General features: G+C 66.9%; 14 protein-coding genes. 8 read left to right on the top strand and 6 right to left on the bottom strand.

Features of this window, described 5'->3' with window-relative positions; genetic code table 11:
• Positions 1-60: 60 nt before the first annotated feature.
• Both HMPREF3165_RS01365 and HMPREF3165_RS01360 read right to left on the bottom strand, forming a co-directional pair.
• Positions 61-1,278: a Gfo/Idh/MocA family protein gene (locus HMPREF3165_RS01365; protein ID WP_083303136.1), complete on the bottom strand. Its 1,218-nt coding sequence runs from the start codon at positions 1,276-1,278 to the stop codon at positions 61-63.
• Positions 1,279-1,288: 10 nt separating this feature from the next.
• The gene (locus tag HMPREF3165_RS01360; protein ID WP_043538005.1) at positions 1,289-2,776 is read right to left on the bottom strand and encodes a CCA tRNA nucleotidyltransferase; all 1,488 of its coding nucleotides are present in this window, start codon (positions 2,774-2,776) and stop codon (positions 1,289-1,291) included.
• Positions 2,777-2,979: 203 nt separating this feature from the next.
• Between HMPREF3165_RS01360 and HMPREF3165_RS01355 the strand changes: the two genes are divergently transcribed.
• From HMPREF3165_RS01355 to HMPREF3165_RS01320, 8 genes are all read left to right on the top strand, one after another.
• On the top strand, positions 2,980-3,489 hold the full coding sequence (locus tag HMPREF3165_RS01355; protein WP_003788538.1) for an NUDIX hydrolase: 510 nt from the start codon (positions 2,980-2,982) through the stop codon (positions 3,487-3,489).
• Entirely contained in the window at positions 3,486-5,963 is a 2,478-nt protein-coding gene (locus tag HMPREF3165_RS01350; RefSeq protein WP_070510298.1) for a DUF6049 family protein, read from the top strand. The genes HMPREF3165_RS01355 and HMPREF3165_RS01350 overlap by 4 nt, the downstream gene beginning before the upstream one ends.
• Positions 5,960-10,261, top strand: a complete 4,302-nt coding sequence (locus tag HMPREF3165_RS01345) for a murein biosynthesis integral membrane protein MurJ (protein ID WP_070510295.1) — start codon at positions 5,960-5,962, stop codon at positions 10,259-10,261. Before HMPREF3165_RS01350 ends, HMPREF3165_RS01345 begins: the two co-directional genes overlap by 4 nt.
• A gap of 87 nt (positions 10,262-10,348) precedes the next feature.
• Positions 10,349-11,275: a thioredoxin-disulfide reductase gene (gene trxB / locus HMPREF3165_RS01340; protein ID WP_070510293.1), complete on the top strand. Its 927-nt coding sequence runs from the start codon at positions 10,349-10,351 to the stop codon at positions 11,273-11,275.
• 109 nt (positions 11,276-11,384) lie between these two features.
• A complete protein-coding gene (gene trxA, locus HMPREF3165_RS01335; RefSeq protein ID WP_003788529.1) occupies positions 11,385-11,711 on the top strand; it encodes a thioredoxin in 327 nt (108 codons plus the stop codon).
• A 262-nt stretch (positions 11,712-11,973) separates the two neighbouring features.
• Positions 11,974-13,413, top strand: coding sequence for a threonine synthase (gene thrC, locus HMPREF3165_RS01330; RefSeq protein WP_070510290.1), 1,440 nt, complete (start codon positions 11,974-11,976; stop codon positions 13,411-13,413).
• Positions 13,414-13,641: 228 nt separating this feature from the next.
• Complete coding sequence (locus HMPREF3165_RS01325) at positions 13,642-14,955, top strand: aminotransferase-like domain-containing protein (protein WP_070510287.1); 1,314 nt, start codon at positions 13,642-13,644, stop codon at positions 14,953-14,955.
• An 8-nt stretch (positions 14,956-14,963) separates the two neighbouring features.
• Positions 14,964-15,911, top strand: coding sequence for a D-alanine--D-alanine ligase family protein (locus HMPREF3165_RS01320; RefSeq protein ID WP_070510284.1), 948 nt, complete (start codon positions 14,964-14,966; stop codon positions 15,909-15,911).
• A gap of 4,585 nt (positions 15,912-20,496) precedes the next feature.
• Here the strand turns inward: HMPREF3165_RS01320 and HMPREF3165_RS01315 are convergent.
• The 4 genes from HMPREF3165_RS01315 to HMPREF3165_RS01300 form a co-directional block, all read right to left on the bottom strand.
• Positions 20,497-22,086, bottom strand: a complete 1,590-nt coding sequence (locus HMPREF3165_RS01315; RefSeq protein WP_070510282.1) for a ParB/RepB/Spo0J family partition protein — start codon at positions 22,084-22,086, stop codon at positions 20,497-20,499.
• On the bottom strand, positions 22,086-22,988 hold the full coding sequence (locus HMPREF3165_RS01310) for a ParA family protein (RefSeq protein ID WP_003788519.1): 903 nt from the start codon (positions 22,986-22,988) through the stop codon (positions 22,086-22,088). The genes HMPREF3165_RS01315 and HMPREF3165_RS01310 overlap by 1 nt, the downstream gene beginning before the upstream one ends.
• 107 nt (positions 22,989-23,095) lie before the next feature.
• Entirely contained in the window at positions 23,096-23,740 is a 645-nt protein-coding gene (gene rsmG, locus HMPREF3165_RS01305) for a 16S rRNA (guanine(527)-N(7))-methyltransferase RsmG (RefSeq protein ID WP_070510279.1), read from the bottom strand.
• Positions 23,741-23,742: 2 nt separating this feature from the next.
• Positions 23,743-24,357, bottom strand: coding sequence for a Jag family protein (locus tag HMPREF3165_RS01300; RefSeq protein ID WP_070510276.1), 615 nt, complete (start codon positions 24,355-24,357; stop codon positions 23,743-23,745).
• Between the last annotated feature and the right edge of the window lies 1 nt (position 24,358).

The raw sequence follows: 24,358 nt of genomic DNA, 5'->3' as shown, positions 1-24,358 counted from the left end.
TACGTGCTACCGACCGTACAGACCGACATTTTCTTCAAAGATGACGCGGAGCCGCGTCGTTTATGAAGATTCGGTCGGTGTGTGAGGATTGTGCTGCCCACGGTGGAAGTAGGCCGCCAGCTCCACGTCGAGCTCGGGCACGTCGAAGGGCACGGAGCCCGAGCGCAGGGACCGGGTGGCCAGCACGCCGGCCGCGACGGCGTCGCGCGCACTGACCGGGGAGACCTCGGTGGCCCCGCCGCCGCGCACGAAGCGCAGGAACTCGTCGATGGCGAGCTGGTCGGCGCTGTCGTGCCCGGTGCCCTCCTCGGCGATGACATACTCCTGGGTGGCGCGCTCGGAGTAGTGCTCGGTGCGCTCAGTCCACACCTTGACGACGTCGCCGGCCCCGTCACCGAGGTTCTCGGCCCGGCCGCGGGTACCGATGACCGTGTAGCTGCGCCAGTAGTCGGGGGTGAAGTGGCACTGCTGGTAGGAGGTCATGACCCCGTTGCGCATGGTCATCATGAGCATGGAGTGGTCCTCGACGTCGATGACGGGGTTGAGCCCGTCCACCTCGTCGGCGGGCCAGTGCTCAAGGCTGAACCAGTCCTGCATGACAGTGCCGGCGCTCGTCCCCGCCGGGCGCCGCTCGGCCTCCCCGTAGACCATGAGTCCGCCCATGCCGACGACGCGGGCGGGCGCGGAGTGAGCCAGCCAGCTCATGACGTCGATATCGTGGGCGGCCTTCTGCAGCAGCAGGCCGGTGACGTGGCGGCGCTCGGCGTGCCAGTCGCGGAAGTAGTAGTCGCCGCCGTTGCCCACGAAGTGGCGGCACCAGATGGCCTTGACCTCACCGATCCGCCCGGAGTCGATGATCGACTTCAGCAGCCGCACCACCTCCATGTGGCGCATGTTGTGGCCCACGTAGAGGCGGGTGCCGGTGCGCCGGGCGGTCTCAAGGATGCGGTCGGCGGCCTCGATGGTGATGGCCAGGGGCTTCTCCAGGTAGACCGGGATGCCGGCCTCGAGGAAGAAACAGGCCAGCTCCTCGTGCGTGTCGTCGGGGGTAGTCAGGACGACGGCGTCGATCCCGAACCCCAGCAGGTCGCGGTGGTCGGCCACGACCGCCACGCCCTCGGGCAGGAGCCGCCGAGCGCGCTCGACGGCGTCGGGGGCGGTGTCGGCCGCGACCACGAGCCGGGCCGGGACCGGCGAGGAGTCCGCGAGCGCGGCCAGGTAGCAGCGGGCCCCGATGCCGACGACACCGACCCGCAGCTCCCTTGAGGCTTCAAGCACTCTGTCTCCCTCAGCTCTTCTGGCGGGCCGCCCACCAGGAGCGCAGTGCCTGGCGGGCCAGGTCCTCGCCGATGGGCCCCTTCTCCATGCGCAGGTCCATGAGGAAACGGTAGGCCTCGCCGACGACCGGCCCGGGGGCCACGCCGAGCTCGGCCATGATCTGGCCGCCGTCGAGGTCGGGGCGGATGGCGGCCAGCTCCTCGGCGGCGCGCAGGGCCTCGATGCGCTCCTCGAGGTCGTCGTAGGCGCGGTCCAGCATGGCGGCCTTGCGGCGGTTGCGGGTGGTGACGTCGGCCCGGGTGAGCCGGTGGAGGCGCTCCAGCAGGGGACCGGCGTCGGTGGCGTAACGGCGCACGGCCGAGTCCGACCAGGCGGCGTCGACGTAGCCGTGGAAGCGCAGGTGGAGCTCGACCAGCCGGGAGACGTCCTTGATGGTCTGCTTGTCGAAGCGCAGGGCCCGCAGCCGCTTGGCCGTCATCCGGGCGCCGACGTGGTCGTGGCCGTGGAAGGTGACGGTGCCGTCGGGCAGGAAGCGGCGGGTGGCGGGCTTGCCGATGTCGTGGAGGATGGCGGCCAGGCGCAGCACCAGGTCGGGGCCGGGGACGGGCCCGTCGGGCCCGGTCTCCAGGTCGATGGCCTGGTCCAGGACGGTCAGGGTGTGCTCGTAGACGTCCTTGTGGCGCTTGTGCTCGTCGACGGTCTCGCGCAGGGCGCTCAGCTCGGGCAGGACGACGTCGGCCACGCCGGTGTGGACCATGAGCTCCAGTCCGCGCCGGGGCCAGGGGCTGATGAGCAGGCGCTCGAGCTCGGCGCGCACGCGCTCGGCGGAGACGATCTCCAGGCGGGGGGCCATCTCCTCCATGGCGGTCATGACGTCCATCTCGACGTCGAAGCCGAGCTGGGCGGCGAAGCGGGCGGCCCGCATGATGCGCAGGGGGTCGTCGTCGAAGGACTGCTCGGCGCTGACGGGGGTGCGCAGGATGCCGGCGCTCAGGTCGGCCAGGCCGCCGCAGGGGTCGACGAGCTCGAGGTCGGGCAGGCGCAGCGCCATGGCGTTGACGGTGAAGTCGCGGCGGGTGAGGTCCCCGGTGAGGGTGTCACCGTAGGTCACCTGGGGCTTGCGCGAGCCGACCTCGTAGGCCTCGGTGCGGTAGGTGGTGACCTCCACGATGGTGGAGCCCTTGCGCGCGCCGATGGTGCCGAAGGCCCGGCCCACGTCCCAGGTGGTCTCGCCCCAGGCGGCCAAGATCTTCTCGGTCTGCTCGGGGCGGGCCGAGGTGGTCAGGTCCAGGTCGTGGGGGGCGACGCCGAGGAAGGCGTCCCGCACCGGCCCGCCGACCAGGGCGATCTCGTGCCCGGCGCGTACGAAGGCGTGGCCCAGGGCCGCCAGGGCGGGGGGCAGGCCCTCGAGTGCCTGACGGGCCTTAGGCGTCAGGCCCCGGTTCTCGGCGGCTTCCGGGGAGTCGGCGGGGTCAGCGGGAGCGGGGTGCGCAGTCATCGGCCCAAGCCTGCCATGAACCCTCACCGGTGCGCCGTCGTCCTCGGCCTCCGCCACCCTGTGGTGAGGACCATCCCGCACCGCGGCCACGGCCGCCACCGACCGCCGTCGCCCCCTCACGTCCGTCCGCGGATGGCGCAGTTGTGTGCGACGACGTACTCGGCCAGCGGCGCCCGGCGGCCCGGACGCCCTAGAGTGTCCCCATGCCCTCTCCACGCACTCGCACGCCCCGCGCCGGAAACCCGGCCCACCGGGCGAGTGCACGCGCCCTGCCCATCGTCAACGAGACCAGTGCCGGCGGCCTGGTCGTCGACGTCCAGAACGGGCAGGCCTTCACCGCGGTCATCGCCCGGCGCAACCGGGGCGGGCGCCTGGAGTGGTGCCTGCCCAAGGGGCACCTGGAGGGCGCCGAGACCCCCGAGCAGGCCGCGGTCCGCGAGATCATGGAGGAGACCGGGATCACCGGTCGGGTTCTTCGCCACCTGGCGACCATCGACTACTGGTTCGCCGGCCACGAGCACCGCGTCCACAAGGTGGTGCACCACTTCCTGCTGGAGGCGGTCAGCGGCACGCTGACCACGGAGAATGACCCGGACCATGAGGCCGAGGACGTCGAGTGGGTCGCCCTCGATGACGTCTCCCACCGCCTGGCCTACCCCAACGAGCGCCGTATCGTGGCCGCGGCCTGGGACATCCTGGTGGGGGATGGATGACGGGCACCGCCGCCTCTGTGTACGCGAAGGTGGTCACCACGCTGGGCTCCCGGCTGCGGAGCAGGGCGATGGTGACCATTGCCGCCCTACTGGGAGTGGCCGGCCTGGTGCTGTGGCCGGTGGCCGCCCTGCCCGTGGCCGAGGCGGACCAGGGCTCCGGCACACTCCCGCTCGCGCAGTCCGCCGGGCTCTCCGCTGAGATTGCCCCGGCCGCCCCGGCAGCTTTGGCGAAGCCGTCCGCGACGTCGGCCTCGACGACGGCCACCCCATCCGCCCCGGCGGAGAAGGACAAGACCACCAACCAGGTGACCGTGAGCATCGACGCCATGGCCCCCGAGGTGCTCCACAGCGACCAGGACCTCAACCTGACCGGCACCATCACCAACGGAACCGCTCAGACCATCACCGGGGCGGACCTGGTGACGCGGGTGCAGCGATCCACGGAGGCCACGAGTCGGGGCCTGAGCAAGTGGCTGACCGGGACCGACGAGTCAGGACTGTCCGACCCCTTCACAGTCCCACTGGGTCACGACCTCCAGCCGGGGGGCGTCTCCCAGTTCTCCATCACCATTCCCGCCGACGAGCTGCCGCTGGACAGCACTGACCAGTGGGGGCCGCGCGGCGTCTCCGTCGCCCTGGCGACCCAGGACGTCTCCCTGGCCCAGGACCGCAGCATCCTCGTGTGGGACAGCGGCACCTCCGTCGCGCCGGTGCGCATGACCGTCTTCCTGCCGGTGACCGCCTCCGCTCAGGAGATGGCGGTGCTGTCCGCCCCGCATACCCAGGAGCGCACGGAGGCCCTCAGTCGCATCCACAACCGGGTCCAGGGCCTGGTGAGCATGGCCGGCGACGGCGTCGTGGTCGCCGTCGACCCGGCACTGATCGAGGCCCTCGGTGTCACCACGGCCAGCCTCGAGCAGGCCGCCCGCAACAGCAGCTCCCAGCCCTCCACGCCGGACGCCTCCCCTCAGGCGCCCCAGAGCGCCGACTCCTCCGCATCGTCGGCCCCGACCGCGCCGTCGACGCCGGCCCCCTCGGCGAGCGCCGCCCCGTCCCCGCAGGCGGGGGGCACCGCGACGTCGCCGTCGGACAAGAAGACGTCTCAAGTCTCCAACGAGGTCATCCAGCTCTCCGCGGCTCTCGCGCGGGCCATCCACACCGACAGCCTCGTGGCTCTGCCGTGGGGCGACTCCGACACCGCGGCCCTGGCGCACCTGCAGCAGACGAGCCTCATCGAGACCGCCGCACGGCGCACCCAGGAGTCGGCCATCGTCAAGGTGGGGGCCCCGACGTCGGTGTCCTGGTTGGCCTCCAGCGTCGCGGACGCCACCACCGTCAATGCGCTGGCGCAGCCGGATTCGACCATCATCGCCTCACCGGAGTCCTTGTCGCCGTCCGACGACCTCACCTACACCCCCTCCGGTCTGGGCGCCTCCGGGGACCACGCGGTCCTGATCCCGGAGCAGTCCCTGTCGGGGGCGCTCACCGGTGAGGACGCCAAACCCACTGCCTCCGATCAGGGCACCCCGACCACCCAGAGCGCCCAGGCCACCGCGCTCGACACCCGCCAGCTGCTGCGCAGCGACAGTGCCATCCTGGCCCGCCAGGCCCCGGCGCTGGAGCGGGACATCGTTGTGGCGATGCCCCGCCGGGCCGCCTCCGCCGTGCAGTCATCGGTCGTGCGCGAGCGGGTGGCCGCCCTGCGCTCAGTCCCCTGGACCCAGTCCCAGCCTCTGTCCACCCTCCAGGAGCACGCCCAACAGGAGGTCTCGGCCGTGGCCGAGGGCACCTCGCGGATCGATCGCTCCGAGATGCCGGACACGGTGATCGACGTCAACGAGCTGCCCGCCGACACCCTCGCCGCCGCCGATCGTACCGCCACAACCCTGCAGTCGATCTCCTCAGTGCTTTCCGAGCCGGCCGCCCTCCTGGGCGACTACACCAGCCTGGAGACGGTGGTCTCCTCAGCGTCCTGGCGCTCCGACCCCAAGACCCGCAATGCCCAGATCCCCAATGCCGAGGCGGCCGGCGCCGGCGTCACCTCCTCGCTGGCCGCGGTGCCGTCGTCGACCATCAACGTCATCAGCTCCGAGGCCCAGCTGCCGGTGCGCATCACCTCCTCCCTGAACCAGGACGTGACGGTTCAGGTCTACCTGGTCTCGAACAACAAGCGACTCCGGGTCCCGCGCACCACCACCGTGCGGGTCCCGGCCCACCAACAGGCCAAGGTCACAGTGCCGATCCAGGCCGTCGGCTCCGGCGACGTCGCCCTGACGGTGCAGGTGCTCGCCGCCGACGGCACCACCGTGGGCACCCCCACCACCGTCAACATGCGCGTACGCGCCGACTGGGAGGGACGCGGCACCGGAGTCATCGTCGGGGTCCTGGTCGCCATCGTGGTGACCGGTACGGTGAGGACAGTACGACGAGGCCGCCGCACCGCAGTGGCCCCGGCTGCACAGGAGACGGCATGAGCATCATCAAGCGTGTACGGATCGGGCGATCCTCCTCCCAGGGGCGCAGCCAGGCCTCCCTGGCGCGCTCCTCGGCCATCATGGCCTCGGGGACCCTGGTCTCCCGCATTCTGGGCATGGTGCGCAACGCCCTGATCGTCATGGCGCTGGGCGCCACCGGGTCGGGGGCCGCCGACGCCTTCAACACGGCCAACAACCTGCCCACCTACCTGTACAACATGATGATCGGCGGGATCCTCAACGCGATCCTGGTGCCGCAGATCGTTCAGGCGCTGCGACGGCGCAACGGCGAGGAGGTCGTCAACCGCCTCCTGACCGCCGCGGCCACGCTCATGCTGGCGGTCACGTGCATCGCGACCGCGGCCGCGCCCCTCATCTTCACCCTCAACGCCAACTCCTTGGCCCAGGGGCAGTGGCGAGCGCTGTCCTTCGCCTTCGCGTTCTGGTTCATGCCGCAGGTCTTCTTCTACGGCCTGTACGCCCTGTGGGGGCAGGTGCTCAACGCCCGCTCGAGCTTCGGGCCCTACATGTGGTCGCCGGTGCTCAACAACATCATCTCGATCGCCTCGATCCTGTTCTACCTCCATATCTACGGCCGCTACACCGCCGGTGAAGGCGCAGAGGTCTGGGGCTGGGGCCGGATCACCCTCATCGGGGCGACGACGACCCTGGGCATCGCGGTCCAGGCGCTGATCCTCTACATCCCCCTGGTGCGCTCCGGGTTCCGGCCGCGCATCATCTTCGGGGTGCGGGGCCTGGGGCTGGGCAAGACCGTCAAGGTGGCCCTGTGGGCGCTGGCCGGGGTGGGCGTGGCCAGTCTGAGCAACTGGATCACCTCCAACCTGGGCTCCTACGCGGTGACGGCCTCCGAGCAGCCCGAGTACGCGAACGTCATCGTGCCCTCCACGACCATGTGGCTCAACGCCTACCTGGTGTACATGCTGCCCCAGTCCCTCGTGGTCACCTCCATCATCACGGCCCTGTTCACCCGGATGAGTGAGAAGGCCGCGGCCGGGGACGCGGCCGGCGTGCGCGAGGACCTCTCTCTGGGACTGCGCTCGGCGGGCGTCTTCACGGTGCTGGCCACCGCCGGCATCTGCGTCCTGGCCGTCCCGGCCCTGCAGCTCTTCACCCCCTCGATCTCCCTGCCCGAAGCCCAGGCCAGCGCCCCCATGCTCATCGCTCTGGCACTGGGCATCGTCCCGCAGGGGATCTGGTTCGGGACCCAGCGGGTGATGCTGGCCTACTCCGATACCAAGCGGCTGCTGCTGGCCGACGTCGTCGTCGGCGTCATCCCCGTGATCCTGTGCGTCCTGGCCTACTTCGTCGCCCCGGCCAACCACTGGATGACCTGGGCGGGCGCGGCCAACACGATCAGCCAGATCGGGGGCTGCGTGGTGGTCATCCCCATGATGCGCTCCCACCTGCCCAGCCTCGACGGCCGCAAGATCGTCACCACCCACCTGCGTCTCATCATGGCGGTGGCGCCCGCGGTCGTCGTCGGGATCCTGCTCAACACGATGCTCGGTGACATCGACACCGACTCCTCCCTGGCCAACATGACCGCGGCCCTCGGACACATCGCCGTCGTCGCCACCGTCATGTCGCTCATCTACCTGCTGATGGGGCGCATTGTCCGGATCGAGGAGATCACGGTCGCCTTCCGGCCCTTCTCGCGGATCCTGTCCACGCTCGGCCGGCGTCTGCCCGGCGCCCCCGGGCGAGCGGTCCTGGCGGCGGCGGCCTGGTTGTCGCCGGCGCAGCCACAGACCCAGGCGACCGCTCAGATGGCCGCCGTCCAGACGCCTGCGCCCCCGCCGCCACCGGCTCAGGCGGCCTCAGGCCCCTCCGGTCTTTCAACGGGGACGACGGCGCATGGTGCTGTTGGCTACACCTCCGGGGGTGCTCAAGCGATTCCGCCCGCACCACCGCCACCGGCTCAGGCCCAGACCCGCTCCTGGGGACAGCCGGGTCAAATGGGGTCCCAGCCCGCGGCCGGCCACCCCTCGCAGGCCGCGGCGGGCCACCCTCACCACGGGCAGCCCGTCCAGCGTCTCGCACCGCCGCCACCGGCACCCTCGCAGGCCGCGGCCGCGCCGCCGCCCCCGAGCGCCGATGCCGCAGCCGGCTCCTCCCACCACTGGCCCACCCCGGGGCACCTCCCAGCCAACGCACCCGGGAGTATCCCGCCGTCGCTGCCGGCCAGCATTCCCCCGTCGCGGGGGGCCACAGGGCGCTCCGCCACCCACCCGTCACACAGCTCTGCCCACACCGGCCACATCACCCCGGTCTGGAGCCCGCGGACAGTTACGATGGGGTCAACTGGTTCAGATGGACAACCATCTCAAGGAAGGAGACGCATGTCGGAGGCGACGCCGATCGGCAGTGGTCGCTACGGGCTCCTGGGAACGCTGTCCACCACCCTGCCGCGCATTGTCAGGCACCGTGGCGTCGACACGATCCTGGATCGAGACGTCACGATCCTGGTTCTCACCGACGCGACGCTTCATCGCGACAACGTCCTGGAGTCGGCCAGCAGGGCGGTCCTGGTCGAGGACCAGCGTCTCCAGCAGGTCTATGACGTCGAGCGCGCCGAACCCTCCGTCATCGTCACCGAGCCGCTGACCGGAAGGACCTTCTCCTCCTTGGTCTCCCGGGGCATGCCCCCGGCGCAGGCGCGCGCCATCATCGGTGAGACCGCACAGGCGCTGGACGCCGGTGCTCGCCGGGGACTGCACCACCTCAACCTGTCGCCGGAGTCCATCCGCGTTCTTCCCGACGGTACGGTGAAGGTCAGTGGCCTGGGCATTGAGGCCGCCGCCCTCGATCTGGAGAGCCGGGTCGCCGGCCATGACCCATCGGCCGCGGACCGTGCCGACGCCCGCTCCCTGGTGGAGATCCTCTACTACGGCCTGACCGGCCGGTGGCCGGGCAAGCGGCCGGGTATTCCCTCCGCACCTCGACTGGGCGGTGTCCCGGTCAAGCCCTCCACGCTCGTGCCGGGAATCGACCCGGTCCTGGACGAGCTGTGCGAACGCACCTGGAGCAGCCAGCCCCCCATCTCCGCCGCTGAGGTGGCGCGCTCACTGGGCACCTGGGACCAGGTGGCCGGCTACCACGAGTCCGGACCGGCGCAGCGCCCCTCGTCCCAGCACCCCTCATCGAGCGGCGGCGGCGCCACTGGTGGCGGTGCCGCAGGTGCCTCGGCCGCCGTCAGTGCCGCGGGAGCCGGTGTCGCCAACGTGGCGCGCGGAGTCCTGGACCGGCTGCGGCGCAGCGGTGCGGGCAAGAGCACCACGGTCAGCGCACCGCCGGGGCAGACGGCACCCGCACCGGTTCAGCCGGAGCCGGCACCGTCCGTCGTGCCCACCGCCTCCGACACACCGACCGAGCAGACTGCCGTCGTCGAGGCGGCCTCGGCTGCCGCAGCACCGGCCCCGCAGGCTCCTGATCCGCAGCAGCCGGAGTCGGCGGCTGCGCAGGAGCAGTCCACCGACGACGTCTACGTCCAGGTCACCGGGCCGACGAACCCGATCCCGAACGTCCTGTCGACCGCCTCCGAGACCGTTCCCGGGCCCGCGCCGGTCCCGGCCGAGCCCTTCACCGGCAGCTTCCCGGCCTTCGATGACGACGAGGACGAGGAAGTCGACCCCGAGGCCGCTCGCCGCGAGCAGCGCACGACCAGCTCGGTCCTGGTCACCTTCTTCCTCATGGTCATTGTCTTGCTCGTGGTGGCCAGCTACATCGTGTACCAGACGATCGGCATCCCCTTCGCGGACAAGGACCGCGCGGCCGCTGACACCGTCCCCTCGGCCAGTGCCCAGGAGAACGGCGGCGGGGGCGGACAGCAGCCCGCGCCCCAGCCGGCTGAGGCCAAGCCCGAGATCGCCGGTGTCAACGTGGTCAACAACCTGAGCACGCAACAGGCCAACAACCAGCAGTACCTGGCTGACGGGGACACGAGCCACGCCTGGTTCTCCCACAACAGCAGCAGTCAAGAGCTGCTCCAGCCGATCGACATCGAGATCAAGCTCAAGAGCCGCGCCAAGGTCTCTGAGATCGACTTGCAGGGAACCAACGAGGGCGGACATCTTGAGATCCGCGCCACGGACCTCAGCAACGCAGGCGGCGGTACGGTCCTCGCCGAGGGCGCCTTCACCTCGGGAAGCACCACCCTCAAGGTCGACAACCCCCAGGAGGTCGACACCATCGTTATCAGGGTGACCCAGCTGCCCAAGAACAGCGATCCGACCGAGTTCCCCTACAAGGCAACAGTGACTGAGGTCACAATCAAATAGGACCTTCCCTGGGAACAGGCCGTACTGGTGACCAGTTACCTCAGGTAGCCGCACACTGCGGCCCCCTATCCGCTCGTCAGGAGAGTCATGATTCACGACGTCGTCATCGTCGGCTCCGGTCCCGCCGGCTACACAGCCGCCATCTACGCGGCCCGCGCCCAGCTCAATCCGGTCATCCTGGCCGGTTCGGTGACTGCCGGCGGTGCCCTGATGAACACCACCGAGGTGGAGAACTACCCCGGCTTCGTCGAGGGCATCATGGGCCCTGAGCTCATGACCCAGATGCAGGAGCAGGCCGAGCGCTTCGGTGCCGACATCCGCTACGAGGACGTCACCGCCCTCGAGCTGGAGGGCGACGTCAAGCGCATCACCACCTCTGACGGCGTCTACGAGGCCCGCACCGTCATCATCTCCACCGGCTCGGAGTACCGGCACCTGGGCATCGACGGGGAGGAGCGCCTCTCCGGCCACGGCGTGTCCTACTGCGCCACCTGCGACGGGTTCTTCTTCAAGGACCAGGACATTGTCGTCGTCGGTGGCGGCGACTCGGCCATGGAGGAGGCCACCTTCCTGACCCGCTTCGCCCGCTCCGTGACGGTGGTCCACCGCCGCGACGAACTGCGCGCCTCGGCCGTCATGGCCAAGCGCGCCCAGGAGGACCCGAAGATCTCCTTCGCCTGGAACTCGCGAGTCGTCGAGCTCGACGGCGAGGACTCGCTGACCGGCGTCACCCTGGAGGACACCGTCACCGGGGACCGCCGCCGGCTCGAGGCCACGGGTCTGTTCGTCGCCATTGGACAGGTTCCACGCAGCGAGCTCGTCGCCGACGTCCTCGATCTCGACGAGGCCGGCTACATCAAGGTCGAGGCGCCTTCTCAGCGCACCCGCATCCCCGGGGTCTTCGCCTGCGGTGACGTCGCCGACCCCACCTACCAGCAGGCGATCACGGCGGCCGGTTCCGGCTGCCGCGCGGCCCTGGACGCCGAGCACTACCTGACCACTCTGCAGGCCTAAGGGCCGGCTGCCTCCACTCAGCACAGGGTGGGGTCGGCTCCGCCGACGTCGCATCGCCGGCCCCGTCCCATCCTGACTCACCCACCCACAACGTTCGAGGAGAACAATCATGTCCGAGGCTCTCGCCGTCACCGACGCCACCTTCGAGGAGGAGGTCCTCAAGTCCGAGGTGCCCGTCGTCATCGACTTCTGGGCCCAGTGGTGCGGCCCCTGCCGCCAGATGGCGCCGATCGTGGACGAGGTCGCCGCTGACTTCGGTGACAAGGTCAAGTTCGTCAAGGTCGATGTGGACGCCAACCCGGCCACGGCCCGCTCCTACGGCGTGCGTTCCATCCCGACCTTCGCGGTGGTGCGCGACGGCGAGGTCTTCCACCAGTTCGCCGGCTCGCGCCCCAAGGCCTCCTTCAAGGCCGAGGTGGAGAAGGTCCTGGCCTGAGCCCGAAGCCTCCGCCCTGTCTTCTGACTCTCACGCATCGGTCCCGCCGTGCTGCCCCTCACGGGCGTCTCGGCGGGGCCGATGTCCTGCCCCAACGGTTGTCTGATGTCTGGTTCCGTCGTCAAGCGGGCCGTCACCTCAGCTGGCAGATCATCGGACAGCTCATCTGACACCGCACCTGTCACCCACCGTCACAGCCCCGTAGAATCGCACCGGATTCGCACGCGGCACCAGGTCATGCGACACGGCAAGAAGGCGGCACATGCAGCACACCCAGTACATCTCCACCCGTGGCCAGATGGCGGCAGCGGGGTTCACGGACGTTCTTGTGGCGGGCCTGGCGCCCGACGGTGGCCTGGCGGTTCCCAGCCAACTGCCAGCCCTGAGCCCCGAGCAGATCGAGGCCTGGAGGCCCTTGGGCTACGCCGACCTGGCCACGGAAGTCATCGGCCTGTTCGCCACCGACATCCCCCGGGAGGACCTGGCCGAGCTGACCCAGGCCGCCTATGGCCCGCAGCGATTCCCACAGCCAATCGTCCCTGTCACCGAGCTTGACGAGGTCGCCGACGGCCTGACCCTCGTGGGCCTGTCCGAGGGACCGACAATGGCCTTCAAGGACCTGGCCATGCAGTTCCTGGGGCAGGCGATTCCCTATGTGCTGGCCAAGCACGGACAGGTGCTCAACATTCTGGGCGCCACCTCCGGCGACACCGGTTCGGCGGCCGAGCACGCCTTCAGGGGGCAGGAGGGCGTCAGCGTCTTCATGCTCTCGCCGGCCGGCCGTATGAGTCCGGTGCAGCGCGCCCAGATGTACACCCTCCAGGACGCCAACATCCACAACATCGCGGTGCGCGGTGTCTTCGACGACTGCCAGGCGCTGGTCAAGGCGCTGAGCAACGACGCGGAGTTCAAGGCCGCTCATCACCTGGGCGCCGTCAACTCCATCAACATCGGCCGGATCGCCGCGCAGGCCGTCTACTACGTGTGGTCCTGGCTGCGGGTCACCGACGCGGTGGAGGAGGGGCGCCGCGCCGGCTACCAGATTGATGTGTGCGTGCCCTCGGGCAACTTCGGCAATATCTACGCCGGCTTCCTGGCCCGGTCCATGGGGGTGCCGATCCGTCGCCTCATGCTGGCCACCAATGAGAACAACGTGCTCGAGGAGTTCTTCACCACCGGCATCTACCGGCCCCGTTCCGCGGAGGACACCCTGGCCACCTCCAGCCCGTCGATGGACATCTCCAAGGCCTCCAACCTGGAACGCTTCATCTGGGCGCTGCTGGGCCCCGAGATCTTCGTGCAGCGCTGGGCGGAACTGGAGACCACCGGCACACTCGACCTGCGCGATCAGCTCCCACGCCTGCACGAGGAGTTCGGCTTCGTGGCCGGCACGTCCTCACACGCTGACCGACTGGAGGCCATCCGCACCGTCAAGGAGCGTTCCGGCCGGCTCATCGACCCGCACACGGCCGACGGCGTCACGGTCGCTCTGCGCATCATGGAGACCGGTTTCCCCACGCTCGTCATGGAGACCGCCAAGGCCGCGAAGTTCCCGCAGACGGTGGCCGAGGCGCTCGGGAGCGAGCCGGAGACCCCCGACGTCGTCGCCGATCTGCTTGCCCGGCCCCAGAAGGTCGAGACGATCGACAACGAGGAGGCTCCTCTGCGCGCCCTCATCGAGGAGCGGGCCCTGACCCGCTGACCGAGGTCGGCCCGTAGGGCTACTGACACTCACCGCGCCGCGCATCGCACCCACGATGCGCGGCGCGTCCTTGTCCGGCGCGCGCGCCGTCCCAGCGATGAGGTGAGGAGCGTGTTTCACGTGAAACACCGCGGAATACTCCTGCCCCCGCCGACTGCTGAGCGCGGCTGGGTCCGTGGCAGACTTAGGGCCACGGACGCATCCGTGGCGACCAAGGAAGGACCGCAGGTGAGTGAGAGCAGTAACCAGGTGAAGGGCAACCGACTCGACCCGTGGCTGGACAGCTACGCGGCACGAGCCCACGGACTGCGTGCCTCGGAGACGCGGTCCCTGTTCGCCGTCGCCTCCCGACCCGAGGTCGTCTCCCTGGCCGGCGGCATGCCCAACCTCAAGGACCTCCCGCTGGAGCGTCTGGCCGAGGCCACTGCACGGATGATCCGCGAAGACGGCGGCCGGGCGCTGCAGTACGGGAACGGGCAGGGACTGCCGCGGCTGCGAGAGCAGATCACCGAGGTCATGGCCCTGGAGGGGATCAGGGCCGATCCCGAGGACGTCATCGTCACCACCGGCTCTCAGCAGGCCGTCGACATCATCACCGAGCTCTTCGTCGACCCCGGCGACGTCGTGCTGACCGAGGCGCCCACCTACGTCGGCTCACTGTCGATCTTCGCGACCTACCAGGCCGATGTGCAGCAGGTGCCCATTGATGCCGGGGGCGTCGTCCCGGAGGCGCTGGAGGAGACGATCGTCCGCCTCGAACGCGAAGGACGCCGTATCAAGTTCTTCTACTGCCTCCCCAACTTCCATAACCCCGCCGGAGTGACCCTCGCCGAGGAGCGCCGTGGACAGGTCGTTGAGATCTGCCGACGCCACCACATCCTCATCGTGGAGGACAATCCCTACGGTCTTCTGGGCTTCGAGGGGCAGACCTACACCGCGCTCAAGACCCTCGCGCCCGACGACGTCGTTTACCTGGGTTCCTTCTCCAAGATCTTCGCCCCGGGTTACCGAGTGGGCTGGGCGGTGGCCCCGCCGGCCGTGCGGGAGAAGATGAAGCTGGCCTCCGAGGCGGCGATCCTGTGCCCGTCGTCAGTGGGTCAGTTCTCGATCTCCATGTACCTGGAGCAGTTCGACTGGAAGCAGCAGATTGTGGACTTCCGGGCCATGTACCAGGAGCGGCGCGACGCCATGGTCTCGGCGCTGGAGGAGTTCCTGCCCATGTGCCACTGGAACGTGCCCGACGGCGGCTTCTACGTGTGGGTACGGCTTCCCGAGGGACTCGACGCCAAGGACATGCTGCCGCGCGCGGTCACGAGCCTGGTCGCCTACGTCTCCGGGACGGCCTTCTACGCCGGCGGCAGGGCAGGGCAGGACCACCTGCGACTGTCGTTCTGCTACCCCGAGCCCACCGAGATCCGTGAAGGGGTGCGCCGGCTCTCCGGCGTCGTGACCCGTGATCTCGAGCTGCTGAGCCTGTTCGGGCCCACCCACAGTCCCCATCCGTCCGAGGGCGTCCACGCGCCCGCACCCGACCAGATCTGAGGTTGACGATGAACCAGTCTCCACTCCGTATCGCTGTCCTCGCCGGCGGATTGAGCCATGAGCGCGACATCTCCCTGCGCTCGGGGCATCGCGTCGCCCAGGTACTCAAGCACCTCGGGCACACCGTCCTCGTCCTGGACATCGACGCACGCACCATTGGATCGCTCAAGACCTTCGGGCCCGACGTCGTGTGGCCCTTGGTTCACGGCGGCCCCGGGGAGGACGGGGGGCTTCAGAATGTGCTCATCTCCCTCGGACTGCCGTATGTCGGCACGCACTCCGACGGCTGCCAGCGGGCCTCATTCAAACCGACCGCCAAGGCGAGTGTTCGCACCGGCGGAGTGATTACTCCTGATTCATTGACGCTCCCACAGTCCTATTTCAGTCAGCTGGGGGCCCAGGAGGTTCTCACCGTCGTGGCGGGTCATCTGGGACTTCCTGTCGTAGTGAAGCCGCATCAGGGGGGCTCCGGACTTGGTGTCTCCTACGCATCGACGGCGGACGAGCTGCGCTCCGCGATGGTGGCGTGCTTCGCCTACGACGAGCGCGCCCTCATCGAGCGCTACATCGCCGGGACGGAGCTGGCGGTCTCCGTCGTCGACACAGGAGAGGGGCCACGCGCACTTCCCCCTGTTGAGGTCGTCACCGACGGGCAGTATGACTTCGATGCACGGTACAACCCGGGCCGTTCGGAGTACTTCGTGCCGGCTCGGCTGGATGAGGCGGTCGTCGAGAAGGTGAAGAAGACGGCTATCACGGTTCACACCACTCTCGGGCTGGGCAATCTCTCGCGCACCGACCTCATTCTCGATGACAAGGGGACTCCGTGGTTCATCGACGTCAACGTCATTCCGGGAATGACGGAGACCTCCCTGCTGCCCATTGCCGCAGAGGCCGAGGGCTCCTTGGACGACCTGTATGACGCGTTGGCGAGGAATCCGCTGGTTCATCCGTAACACCGGCTCGGTTTCACGTGAAACGGTGGCTCCACTCCCATCGAGTGGAGCCACCGCTGTTTTCATGTGACGTTCCGCAGGGCGTTGAGCGGGTATCACCATCGGCCCCTCCTTCTCAACGACGCTCCATCACGAGTATCCGGAGGGCCTGCAGTTTCACGTGAAACCGGATGCGGTGTGCGTGTGTTATCGCCTGGTGAGACACGTCTGCCGTACGGTCATCGAGACACGCTGCTCTCGGAACAAGGCAGGGGCTGGCGTTGCTCGGACCGGCCTCAATGTCCCGTCAGAACGATCAGTGCTGGCATCGTAACGGCAGGACAGAGCATCGGGACAAGCGGGATCCCCAGCGTTTCACGTGAAACCTGCTTGTGAGTTGCCCGCTTCCCATACCGATGGAGGGGTTCTACGGTTCCTTCGTTCGGGGAACGGCGTGCTTTGAACGCAAGGCGCTGGCGCCCTCGTTGATGTGCTTCAAGTGCAACGCACGGCAAACAATACTGCCCGGCGCGTCATAGGCATGGACGGTCATTGCCCATACCCAAGCGCTAGTCGAACAGGAGATGGAGCATGCACGCTCAACACAGCGCATTCATGTTTCACGTGAAACCAGACATCGACGGTGCCACTAACCAAATCAGCAAGTCTCAGCTACGTCCGCTGACACACACCCTTCTCCCATTCACTATATCGCTGTGTGCCGCCAAGAGACACGCGGAGACGTGTCCGGTCTACCCAGCGTTGTCATGACGCGGGCCGCACGGCTGCTACGAGGAGACGCGGGAAAGAGTGGCGTCAGACGAGCAGGGCACGAATCGGCTCTCGTCGTCAACATGGGGCAATGCCACCGGTAGGGTCGACGCAGCGACACAGGGTATTTACTCTGCCACCCACAACCGACTACCAATACCGCGTCCATTTGTTTCACGTGAAACCTGCTGTTGGCTGCGGCCTAATTCGATTCCTGCGCAGACGGGCGTCAGCTTCATGGCAGGAGAGGGGCCCGGTGCCAACTGAGACGGTGGCCCCTATGCGGGTACGGCCCGCCTCAGTCTGACACCCGACGGTTCTCATCAAGGGCAGTCATCCCCGGAGTAGGGGTTACTCCCCGCCAGCAAGCGGCGTCCCCATAGATCGGTTTCGGATGGAACACGCTCATGTATGACAGCCCCGGCTCCATCCCCTGGAGCTAGATGCCGTACCGAGTGGCGCGTTACTGGTGGTCGATGACGACCGCCGTTCTCTGCCCCTTCTGCCCTGATAGTGGGTGGCCGAACCAGCGAGGACTCCCTGCCGGGTAGGTGGGGAGGGGTGTCGAAGGCCCCGGAGGTTCCTGTATCTGCCAATGAAGCCTGACGAACGAGCTCAACACCGATGGCCTCCGGTATCTGGAGCGGCCACTCCACCTCTCCCGCGCGTCCGGTCGATCAGCAGGCCCGCGATACCCTTCATGCCGTCTCATCGATCAGCACGTATTCCAGACTGCCGTTCTGAAACGGAGCGCTCCGCGTACCCTGTTGATCTCGCGGTTTCACGTGAAACATGCTCCGCATTGCGTTGGTATAGCGTCAGCACAGTCAGGACTCCGCTGCACCGTCTCCTCCGTCATCCTCATGCGCCGATGCGGAGGCGGATGCATTCACAATCCAAGTGAAGGAGTCAAGCCACCTGCTGCATGGCTCCGCGCCGAACACCGACGCTCGGCGCATGCGATCAGGTGCACGACAGACTTCTGTTCTTCGCGTCGGAACGTGCGCGGGACCCTCGCGTCGTATTCATCGCTCAGGGACGAGCGGTACCTCCCCCGGGGGAGGCCTGAGCATCCCGTTCCCGCACACCAGGATGAACCCTGCGAGCATTGATGTGACGCCGCCGGCCGAATCAGAACGAGAGCGCTCTTCAGCGACTTACGGCGGTTTCACGTGAAACCGGCTCACAGCCCCCAGGACGTGCACACCATACCTGCCCCTTCAGTCCGGCGGTGCACGTCGTGACTATCGGATTCGCTGTGCTTCCCAATGCACGGCACTCGATCAGCACCTGCCAAAGCAGCCGTATCTTCCACACTCTTCCATCTCAGCACAAAGCCTTCCATCCCATCGGACGCGACGTACTCGACGGCCGACCTCCAGTATCCACATAGCAGCGGAGTCCGGCTCGTCCTCACGTGCTACGGCACATGAAGGGTCTACCTCCGGGAAGGAGAGTCCATCAGTCCATCAACACCATCCGGCAACGTGAAGTCACGGACTCAGTGCTCAGTTCCGTCTGCCGAGTCTTATGGAGCACTCCCGGCGGGGGCTTTGCCAGTGGTTTCACGTGAAACCAGCCCCAGCCCCCGAGAAACGGCTGCCATGCTGCCCACGCCAGTCGGGCGGCGCACGTTGTCACGATCGGATTTGCCGTGCTTCTCTAACAGACGGCACTCGATCTGCCCGCCCAAAGCAGATGTATCTGCCACGTTCTTTCGCGGCAGCCGTAGGTCGCATCCCGTCGGGCACGACGTACTCACGGGAGGCCGCTACCGGGCACTGGGAGGCGGCATCAAGTTGCTCCTCAAGGGCTACGGCATACGCCCTACCTGCCTCCGAGGAGGGAGAGGGCATCACGTCTCATCAGCAGCTTGGAATCACGGCTTCTGCGCTCGGTGACGTCTGCCGAGTCTCACGGAGCATTGCCGTCGGACGCTTCACCATTGGTTTCACGTGAAACCGACTCACAAACACGGCGCGGGCGTCATGGCAGCGCCGACGTCATTCCGCGGTCAGCTCTCCCAGGGTAGGTAAAAGCACAGCGCTCCTCTTGGCCGTGCCTGGCAGGCCCATGACGCCTGCGAGTAGTGGCCTCACCCATGCCTCGGCACTGCGCCACGATGCAGAATTCCATCCTTGACGCTGCGCTTGGTGCGCCAACCGACGCTCTACAGAAAACGTGAGCAACACGAGCAGTCCTCACTGTTGGAATGCGAACCGATGCCTCCCCCGGGGAAGGGGCTGAGACGGCATCACCGACCACTCATCGGCTAGGTACGCACGCACCACGTCCGCTAGAAGACCCTCAACGAAAGTCACCCTCCATCGACCCTCTTCTGGTTTCACGTGAAACCAGCGTTCACAAGGATTCGATATGAGTTCCCCTGTGTACTTTCCTCCGCTGTTCGTGGCCGACACACTGAGGTCAGCCTGGCCCCGCGGTCGTGCGTCCCACCAGGAGGCGGCATTCTCCGGCCGCCGATCTACCTGGCCACGACGAAACACTGATACCCCGCAGAGCGCCACCCCCTACCCCACGGGGAGGGGAAGAGCTCGCCGTTTGGTTTCACGTGAAACCACGTGGATCCCCACGTCTCCCCGCTACCGTCGGGACCGACGTGCCGGAGCAATCGACGACTCATAGGCTCATGACGACGAGCTCAGCACTTCAGAACCCACCGCCCCGATTCTTGAAGCGCTGACGCCGCGAACATTGACCGTGTCTGCGTATCCATGCAAGAGACTCACGTCAGTTTCGAGCCGACCTAGCAACGACTCTGAAGAGGGCGTACGCGTACAGCCTCATCCGGCGTCGTTGCCCATACAACACCACGCGGGAGGCGTCGTGACTCTGCTCTTTGCCATACGCACTCCTCTATCGCCGCCTGAGAACCACATCGACCAGTACCGCTACGCCTCGATATGGTCGCGCGACACACTTTCGCCGGCGCGACATCTGCTTCCCGTGTTTCACGTGAAACCTTGGGAGTACCAGGACCTGTCTGTATCTGGTCTCCTCACGTCCAACACTCTGCTCGAGTAGGAGCGTGGGGTGGTTGTTCATCATCTGGGGCTGAACCAACAACAGCTTCTGGCGAAGCATTGACGTTCACGGAGCTCACATCAACACCGCTTCCACGCCGCGAACCAGTGGCCAACGCTGGTTTCACGTGAAACCGAGGTCGTATTCCAGCGACGCTCCCTTCTCACTATGACGGCAGGACCGTTGTGGTCAGCGCTGCAGACGCCGAGCCGCGTACTTGATCGACGTTGCCGGTTCATGGAGGCGAGGCCCTGCGTTCTCAACCCGAGTCGACAGCGCTCATCTACTTGGCCTCTTCGGCATCCCCGCAGCGGCCCAAGGAGATAGGCCAACACCGGCGCCGCCCCCTCTCCAGGTCGACCCACTCTGCGAGTGGCAGGACGCATTAGTCATGGCTCATGCAAGCTTCACGAAAGCGGCAAGCACCATTCTCAGCAACGTCTCAGATGCGATGACCTCCCAAGCTCTCAGACGTCATGAGAGGACGCATCACTCCCACCTCGGCCAGTCAACCGTTCGCGGGTGTCCATGTGTCTCAGCAATGACGTATCACTCGGTGTCCACATGTTTCACGTGAAACCCTGGGCTGACACATTCAACGTTCAGCACCGTGAGTGACACCCTAAGTTCGCCCCGAGTCATGGGATCACCGGTGAGTGCCGCCGTGTTTCACGTGAAACACGACCGTCGACCATCCACAAGCCCCCATCAATGGCCATTCAGTGAAGACGACGGTGGGGCCGAGACACTGAGTGTCTCGGCCCCACCACGCTTAAAGGATCAGCGCAGGCTATTCCTCGTCAAGAGACGTTCCCGGCGCCAGCGCGTCGACCAGGCGAGCGAGGTCCTCATCGCCCGCGAACTCAATGGTGATACGCCCCTTCTTCGCTCCACGTGTCACCTTCACACGAGTGTCGAAAGCATCGGACAGCCGGGTTGAAAGCGCCGGGAGAGGGGTGCTCCGAGCGCGCAAGACCCTCGGCTGGTCCGGTCCCGGCTCAGGCTCTTCATGCAGCGCAACCAGCTCCTCCGTGGCACGCACCGACAGCCCCTCCGCCACCACGCGCTGAGCAAGTCGCTCCATCTCCGCCGCATTGGGAAGACCCAGAAGCGCGCGAGCATGTCCAGCGGAAATGACATTCGCGGCAAGCCGACGCTGCACCAGCGGCGGCAGCTTCATGAGGCGCAAGGTGTTGGAAATCTGGGACCGAGACCGGGCAATCCGCTCGGAAAGCTCCGCATGAGTGCACTGGAAGTCCTCCAGCAGCTGCTGGTAGGCCGCAGCCTCCTCCAGCGGATTGAGCTGAACACGGTGCAAGTTCTCCAGCAACGCGTCACGCAGCAGGTCGACGTCGTCCGTATCCCGAACGACCGCCGGAATCGTCTCCAGCCCGGCTTCCTTGGAAGCGCGAAGACGCCGCTCACCCATAATGAGCTCGTACCTAAGCTCCTCTCCCGGAGCAGTCGGCACCTGGCGCACCACAATCGGCTGCAGCAGACCCACTTCTGCAATCGAGGCTGCCAGTTCCGCGATGTCCTCTTCATCGAAGACCTGACGGGGTTGACGAGGGTTCGGGTGGATCAGCCCCACCGGAATCTCAGCGAAGCGGGCACCCGGAACGGGAACAAGCTCATCAGCACCTGTATCCGCCTTCTCCTCCTCGGCATCGGTCGCGTCGGACGCCTCAGTTCCAGCATCAGATGAGACGGCCGCCAGGTCTTCCTCGGTCGTATCCTTCTGGGCATCGGAGTTCCCGTGATCGGCAGCCTCAGGCTGCTCCTCCTCCGTTTCACGTGAAACCTCGGGGACCACAGGCGTAGATTCCGGTTGAGAAACCGACGTCGAAGCGCTCTCCTCCTGGACATCTTCAACCGTCGAGGCCTCATGCGAAGGCTCCTCCACCACAGCGGGGACTGCCTTCGTTGCCTTCTTGGTTACTCGCTTCGGCGCGGCCGATGCACTCCGCTTCGCTGAGCCGGCGGATGACGACTTCTTCGCGGTCTTCTCCTCCGTCACCTCCGCAACAGTCGTCGAATCCGGCGTGGTTTCACGTGAAACCGGCTTCTTCTGCTTGTTCTGAGCACCGGTCTTGGATGCGGTCGTGGATCGAGTCGAGCGACTCTTGGATCCACGCTTCCGCTGAGACGGAGCCAGGAGAGTAGCGGCCAGATCGCGAGTACTGCGCGCCTCGGCGGCCGGCTCAGGCTCCGGAGCGTCATGCGTGGCCTGGGAAGCCACATCCTCATCACGCGACTCGTCCTTCCGGGAGTCGGGGAAGAACACATCGGAAGGACGAGACGCAGCAGGTACCTTCTCCTTCTGCGCCTCGGGAATCAGCGCCTGCAGACCTCGTCCCAGTCCGCGCCGTTTCTGAGCCATCAGGCTTCCTCGCCTTCAATTCGGGGAGCGCCCCGCAGAGCGACCTCACGAGCCATTTTCTTATACGCAATTGCGCCGGTGGACCGGGGATCCCAGAACACCACAGGAGCACCGAAGGAGGGGGCCTCGGCAACACGGATGGAACGCGGCACCTTGGTGTCCAGCGTCGCATCAGGGAAATAGGAACGAACTTCGGACTCCACCTCACGGGCCAGGGTGGTGCGTCCGTCAAACATGGTGAGCACAATCATGGAGACTCCCAGTCCCGGATTGTGAATACGCGCGATCCTGTCAATGGAGCGCGTCAGCAGGGCGAGGCCTTCGAGAGCGTAGTACTCGGCCTGCATCGGAATAAGCACCTCGTCAGCAGCGACGAAGGCGTTGATCGTCATAATGCCGAGGCTCGGCGGGCAGTCGATGATGACGTAGTCGAGGGGCTCCAGACCATCCGTTTCACGTGAAACCAGGTAGTCCACCAGCGCACGCCGCAGTCGTGACTCACGCTCAGCAGTGGAGATGAGCTCTATCTCAACCGCAGCCACGTCAATAGTCGCAGGCACACACCACAGGGACTCGCAGAATCGCGTCTTGGCGACGACATCCTTGATCGGCATGGCGTCAACGAGGACGTCGTAGATGGAGGCGCTGTCCTCATCATGCTCCACCCCCAGTGCAGTGGAGGCATTACCTTGAGAGTCGGCATCGATGAGCAGAACGTGCAGCCCACCTTCAGCTAAAGCCGCCGCAAGATTCACCGCGGTCGACGTCTTTCCGACGCCGCCTTTCTGATTGGCGACTGCGATGACACGAGTCCGCTCGGGATGTGGGAACTCTCCACCTGCTACCTCGTCTAACGCGAGGTGCTCGGCCTGGAGCTGATCGAAGATAGACGATCCGGACAAACCTGCTTCTCCTCCGACGGCGACCCAACAGCCCGAGCCAGTCGGGCAGTTACGAGTCTACGCGAGCAGGTCGATCCTTACGCGTTACACCGAACGCGCGCCGTATCTCAACGGCTCTTCGAGCGGCGAATCTCAACCACAGCCGTTGTTTCGTCACCGGCGGTGACAACCTCATGAACGACAGCGACTGATAACTTAGCCTTCTTAATAACATACTTGGCGTCGTCGACCTCATCCTGCGCCCGCATCCCCTTGAGGGCAAGCAGAGCACCCCCCGGTCGAAGCAAGGGCGCCGTCAGCCGCACAAGCTTGGACAGGTTCGCCACCGCGCGAGCCGTCACCACGTCATAACGGTCCTTGACCTCCTCAGCCCGGGCCCGCCGGATGGTCACATTGTCCAGATCCAGCTCCTCGACGACGTCGGAGAGCCACTGAGTGCGCCGCTCCATCGTCTCAATGAGCGTGACGTCGAGGTCGGGGCGCAGCAGCGCGACGACAATGCCGGGGAAGCCGGCCCCGGATCCCACGTCGGCCACGCTTCCCCGGGCCGGCAGGAAGGGGACCACGGCCGCCGAGTTGACGATGTGCCGGGTCCACAGGCGGGGAAGCTCGCGCGGCCCCACGAGACCGCGCAGCTCACCCTCCTCAGCGAGCATCTGCGCGAAGTGCTCCGCCGCGGAGAAGGAGACCCCGAAGATCTCCCGCATCTCCGCCGTCGGCTCCTCCACCTGGGCCCGCTGCTCCTCACTCATGCTCAGGCCTGCTCCGAAGCGGAGTCGTCAGCCGCGTCCTCGGCGTCCTCGTCCACGCCCTCCTCATCGGCGGGCAGGACCACGACGTAACGGTGCGGCTCGGCGCCCTCGGACTCGGAGACCAGTCCGGCGGCAGCGACGACGTCGTGGCACACCTTGCGCTCGAAGGGGTTCATCGGCTCGAGGCTGACGGCCTCTCCCGAGGTGAGGACCTTGGTGACCGCCTCCTGGGCGACCTTGGTCAGCTCGGTACGTCGATCGGCGCGGTAGCCGTTGATGTCGAGCATGAGCCGGGAGCGGTTGCCGGTACGCGCCTGGACCGCGAGGCGAGTCAGCTCCTGAACGGCCTCAAGAACCTCCCCGTCGCGTCCAACGAGGTCAGCGAGCTCGCGCTCGTCACCCTCCTCGGAGGCCACCACGGCAATCGAGGCGCGCCCGTGATCGATGTCGATGTCGATGTCACCGCCCAGGTCGGCGATGTCGAGAAGCTCCTCGAGGTAGTCGGCACCGATCTCGCCCTCCTCCTCGAGGCGCGAGACGGTGTTGCTCACGGGGCTGCTCACGGCCTCATCCGCCGCCTGGTGGGAGGAGTCGTTACTGTGCTGCTCACTCATCATG

The sequence above is a fragment of the Actinomyces sp. HMSC08A09 genome (assembly GCF_001807465.1).
GTDB classification, from domain to species: Bacteria; Actinomycetota; Actinomycetes; order Actinomycetales; family Actinomycetaceae; genus Actinomyces; species Actinomyces oris.
Note: the sequence above shows the minus strand (reverse complement) of the source record. Positions and strands in the feature narration are given on the sequence as shown.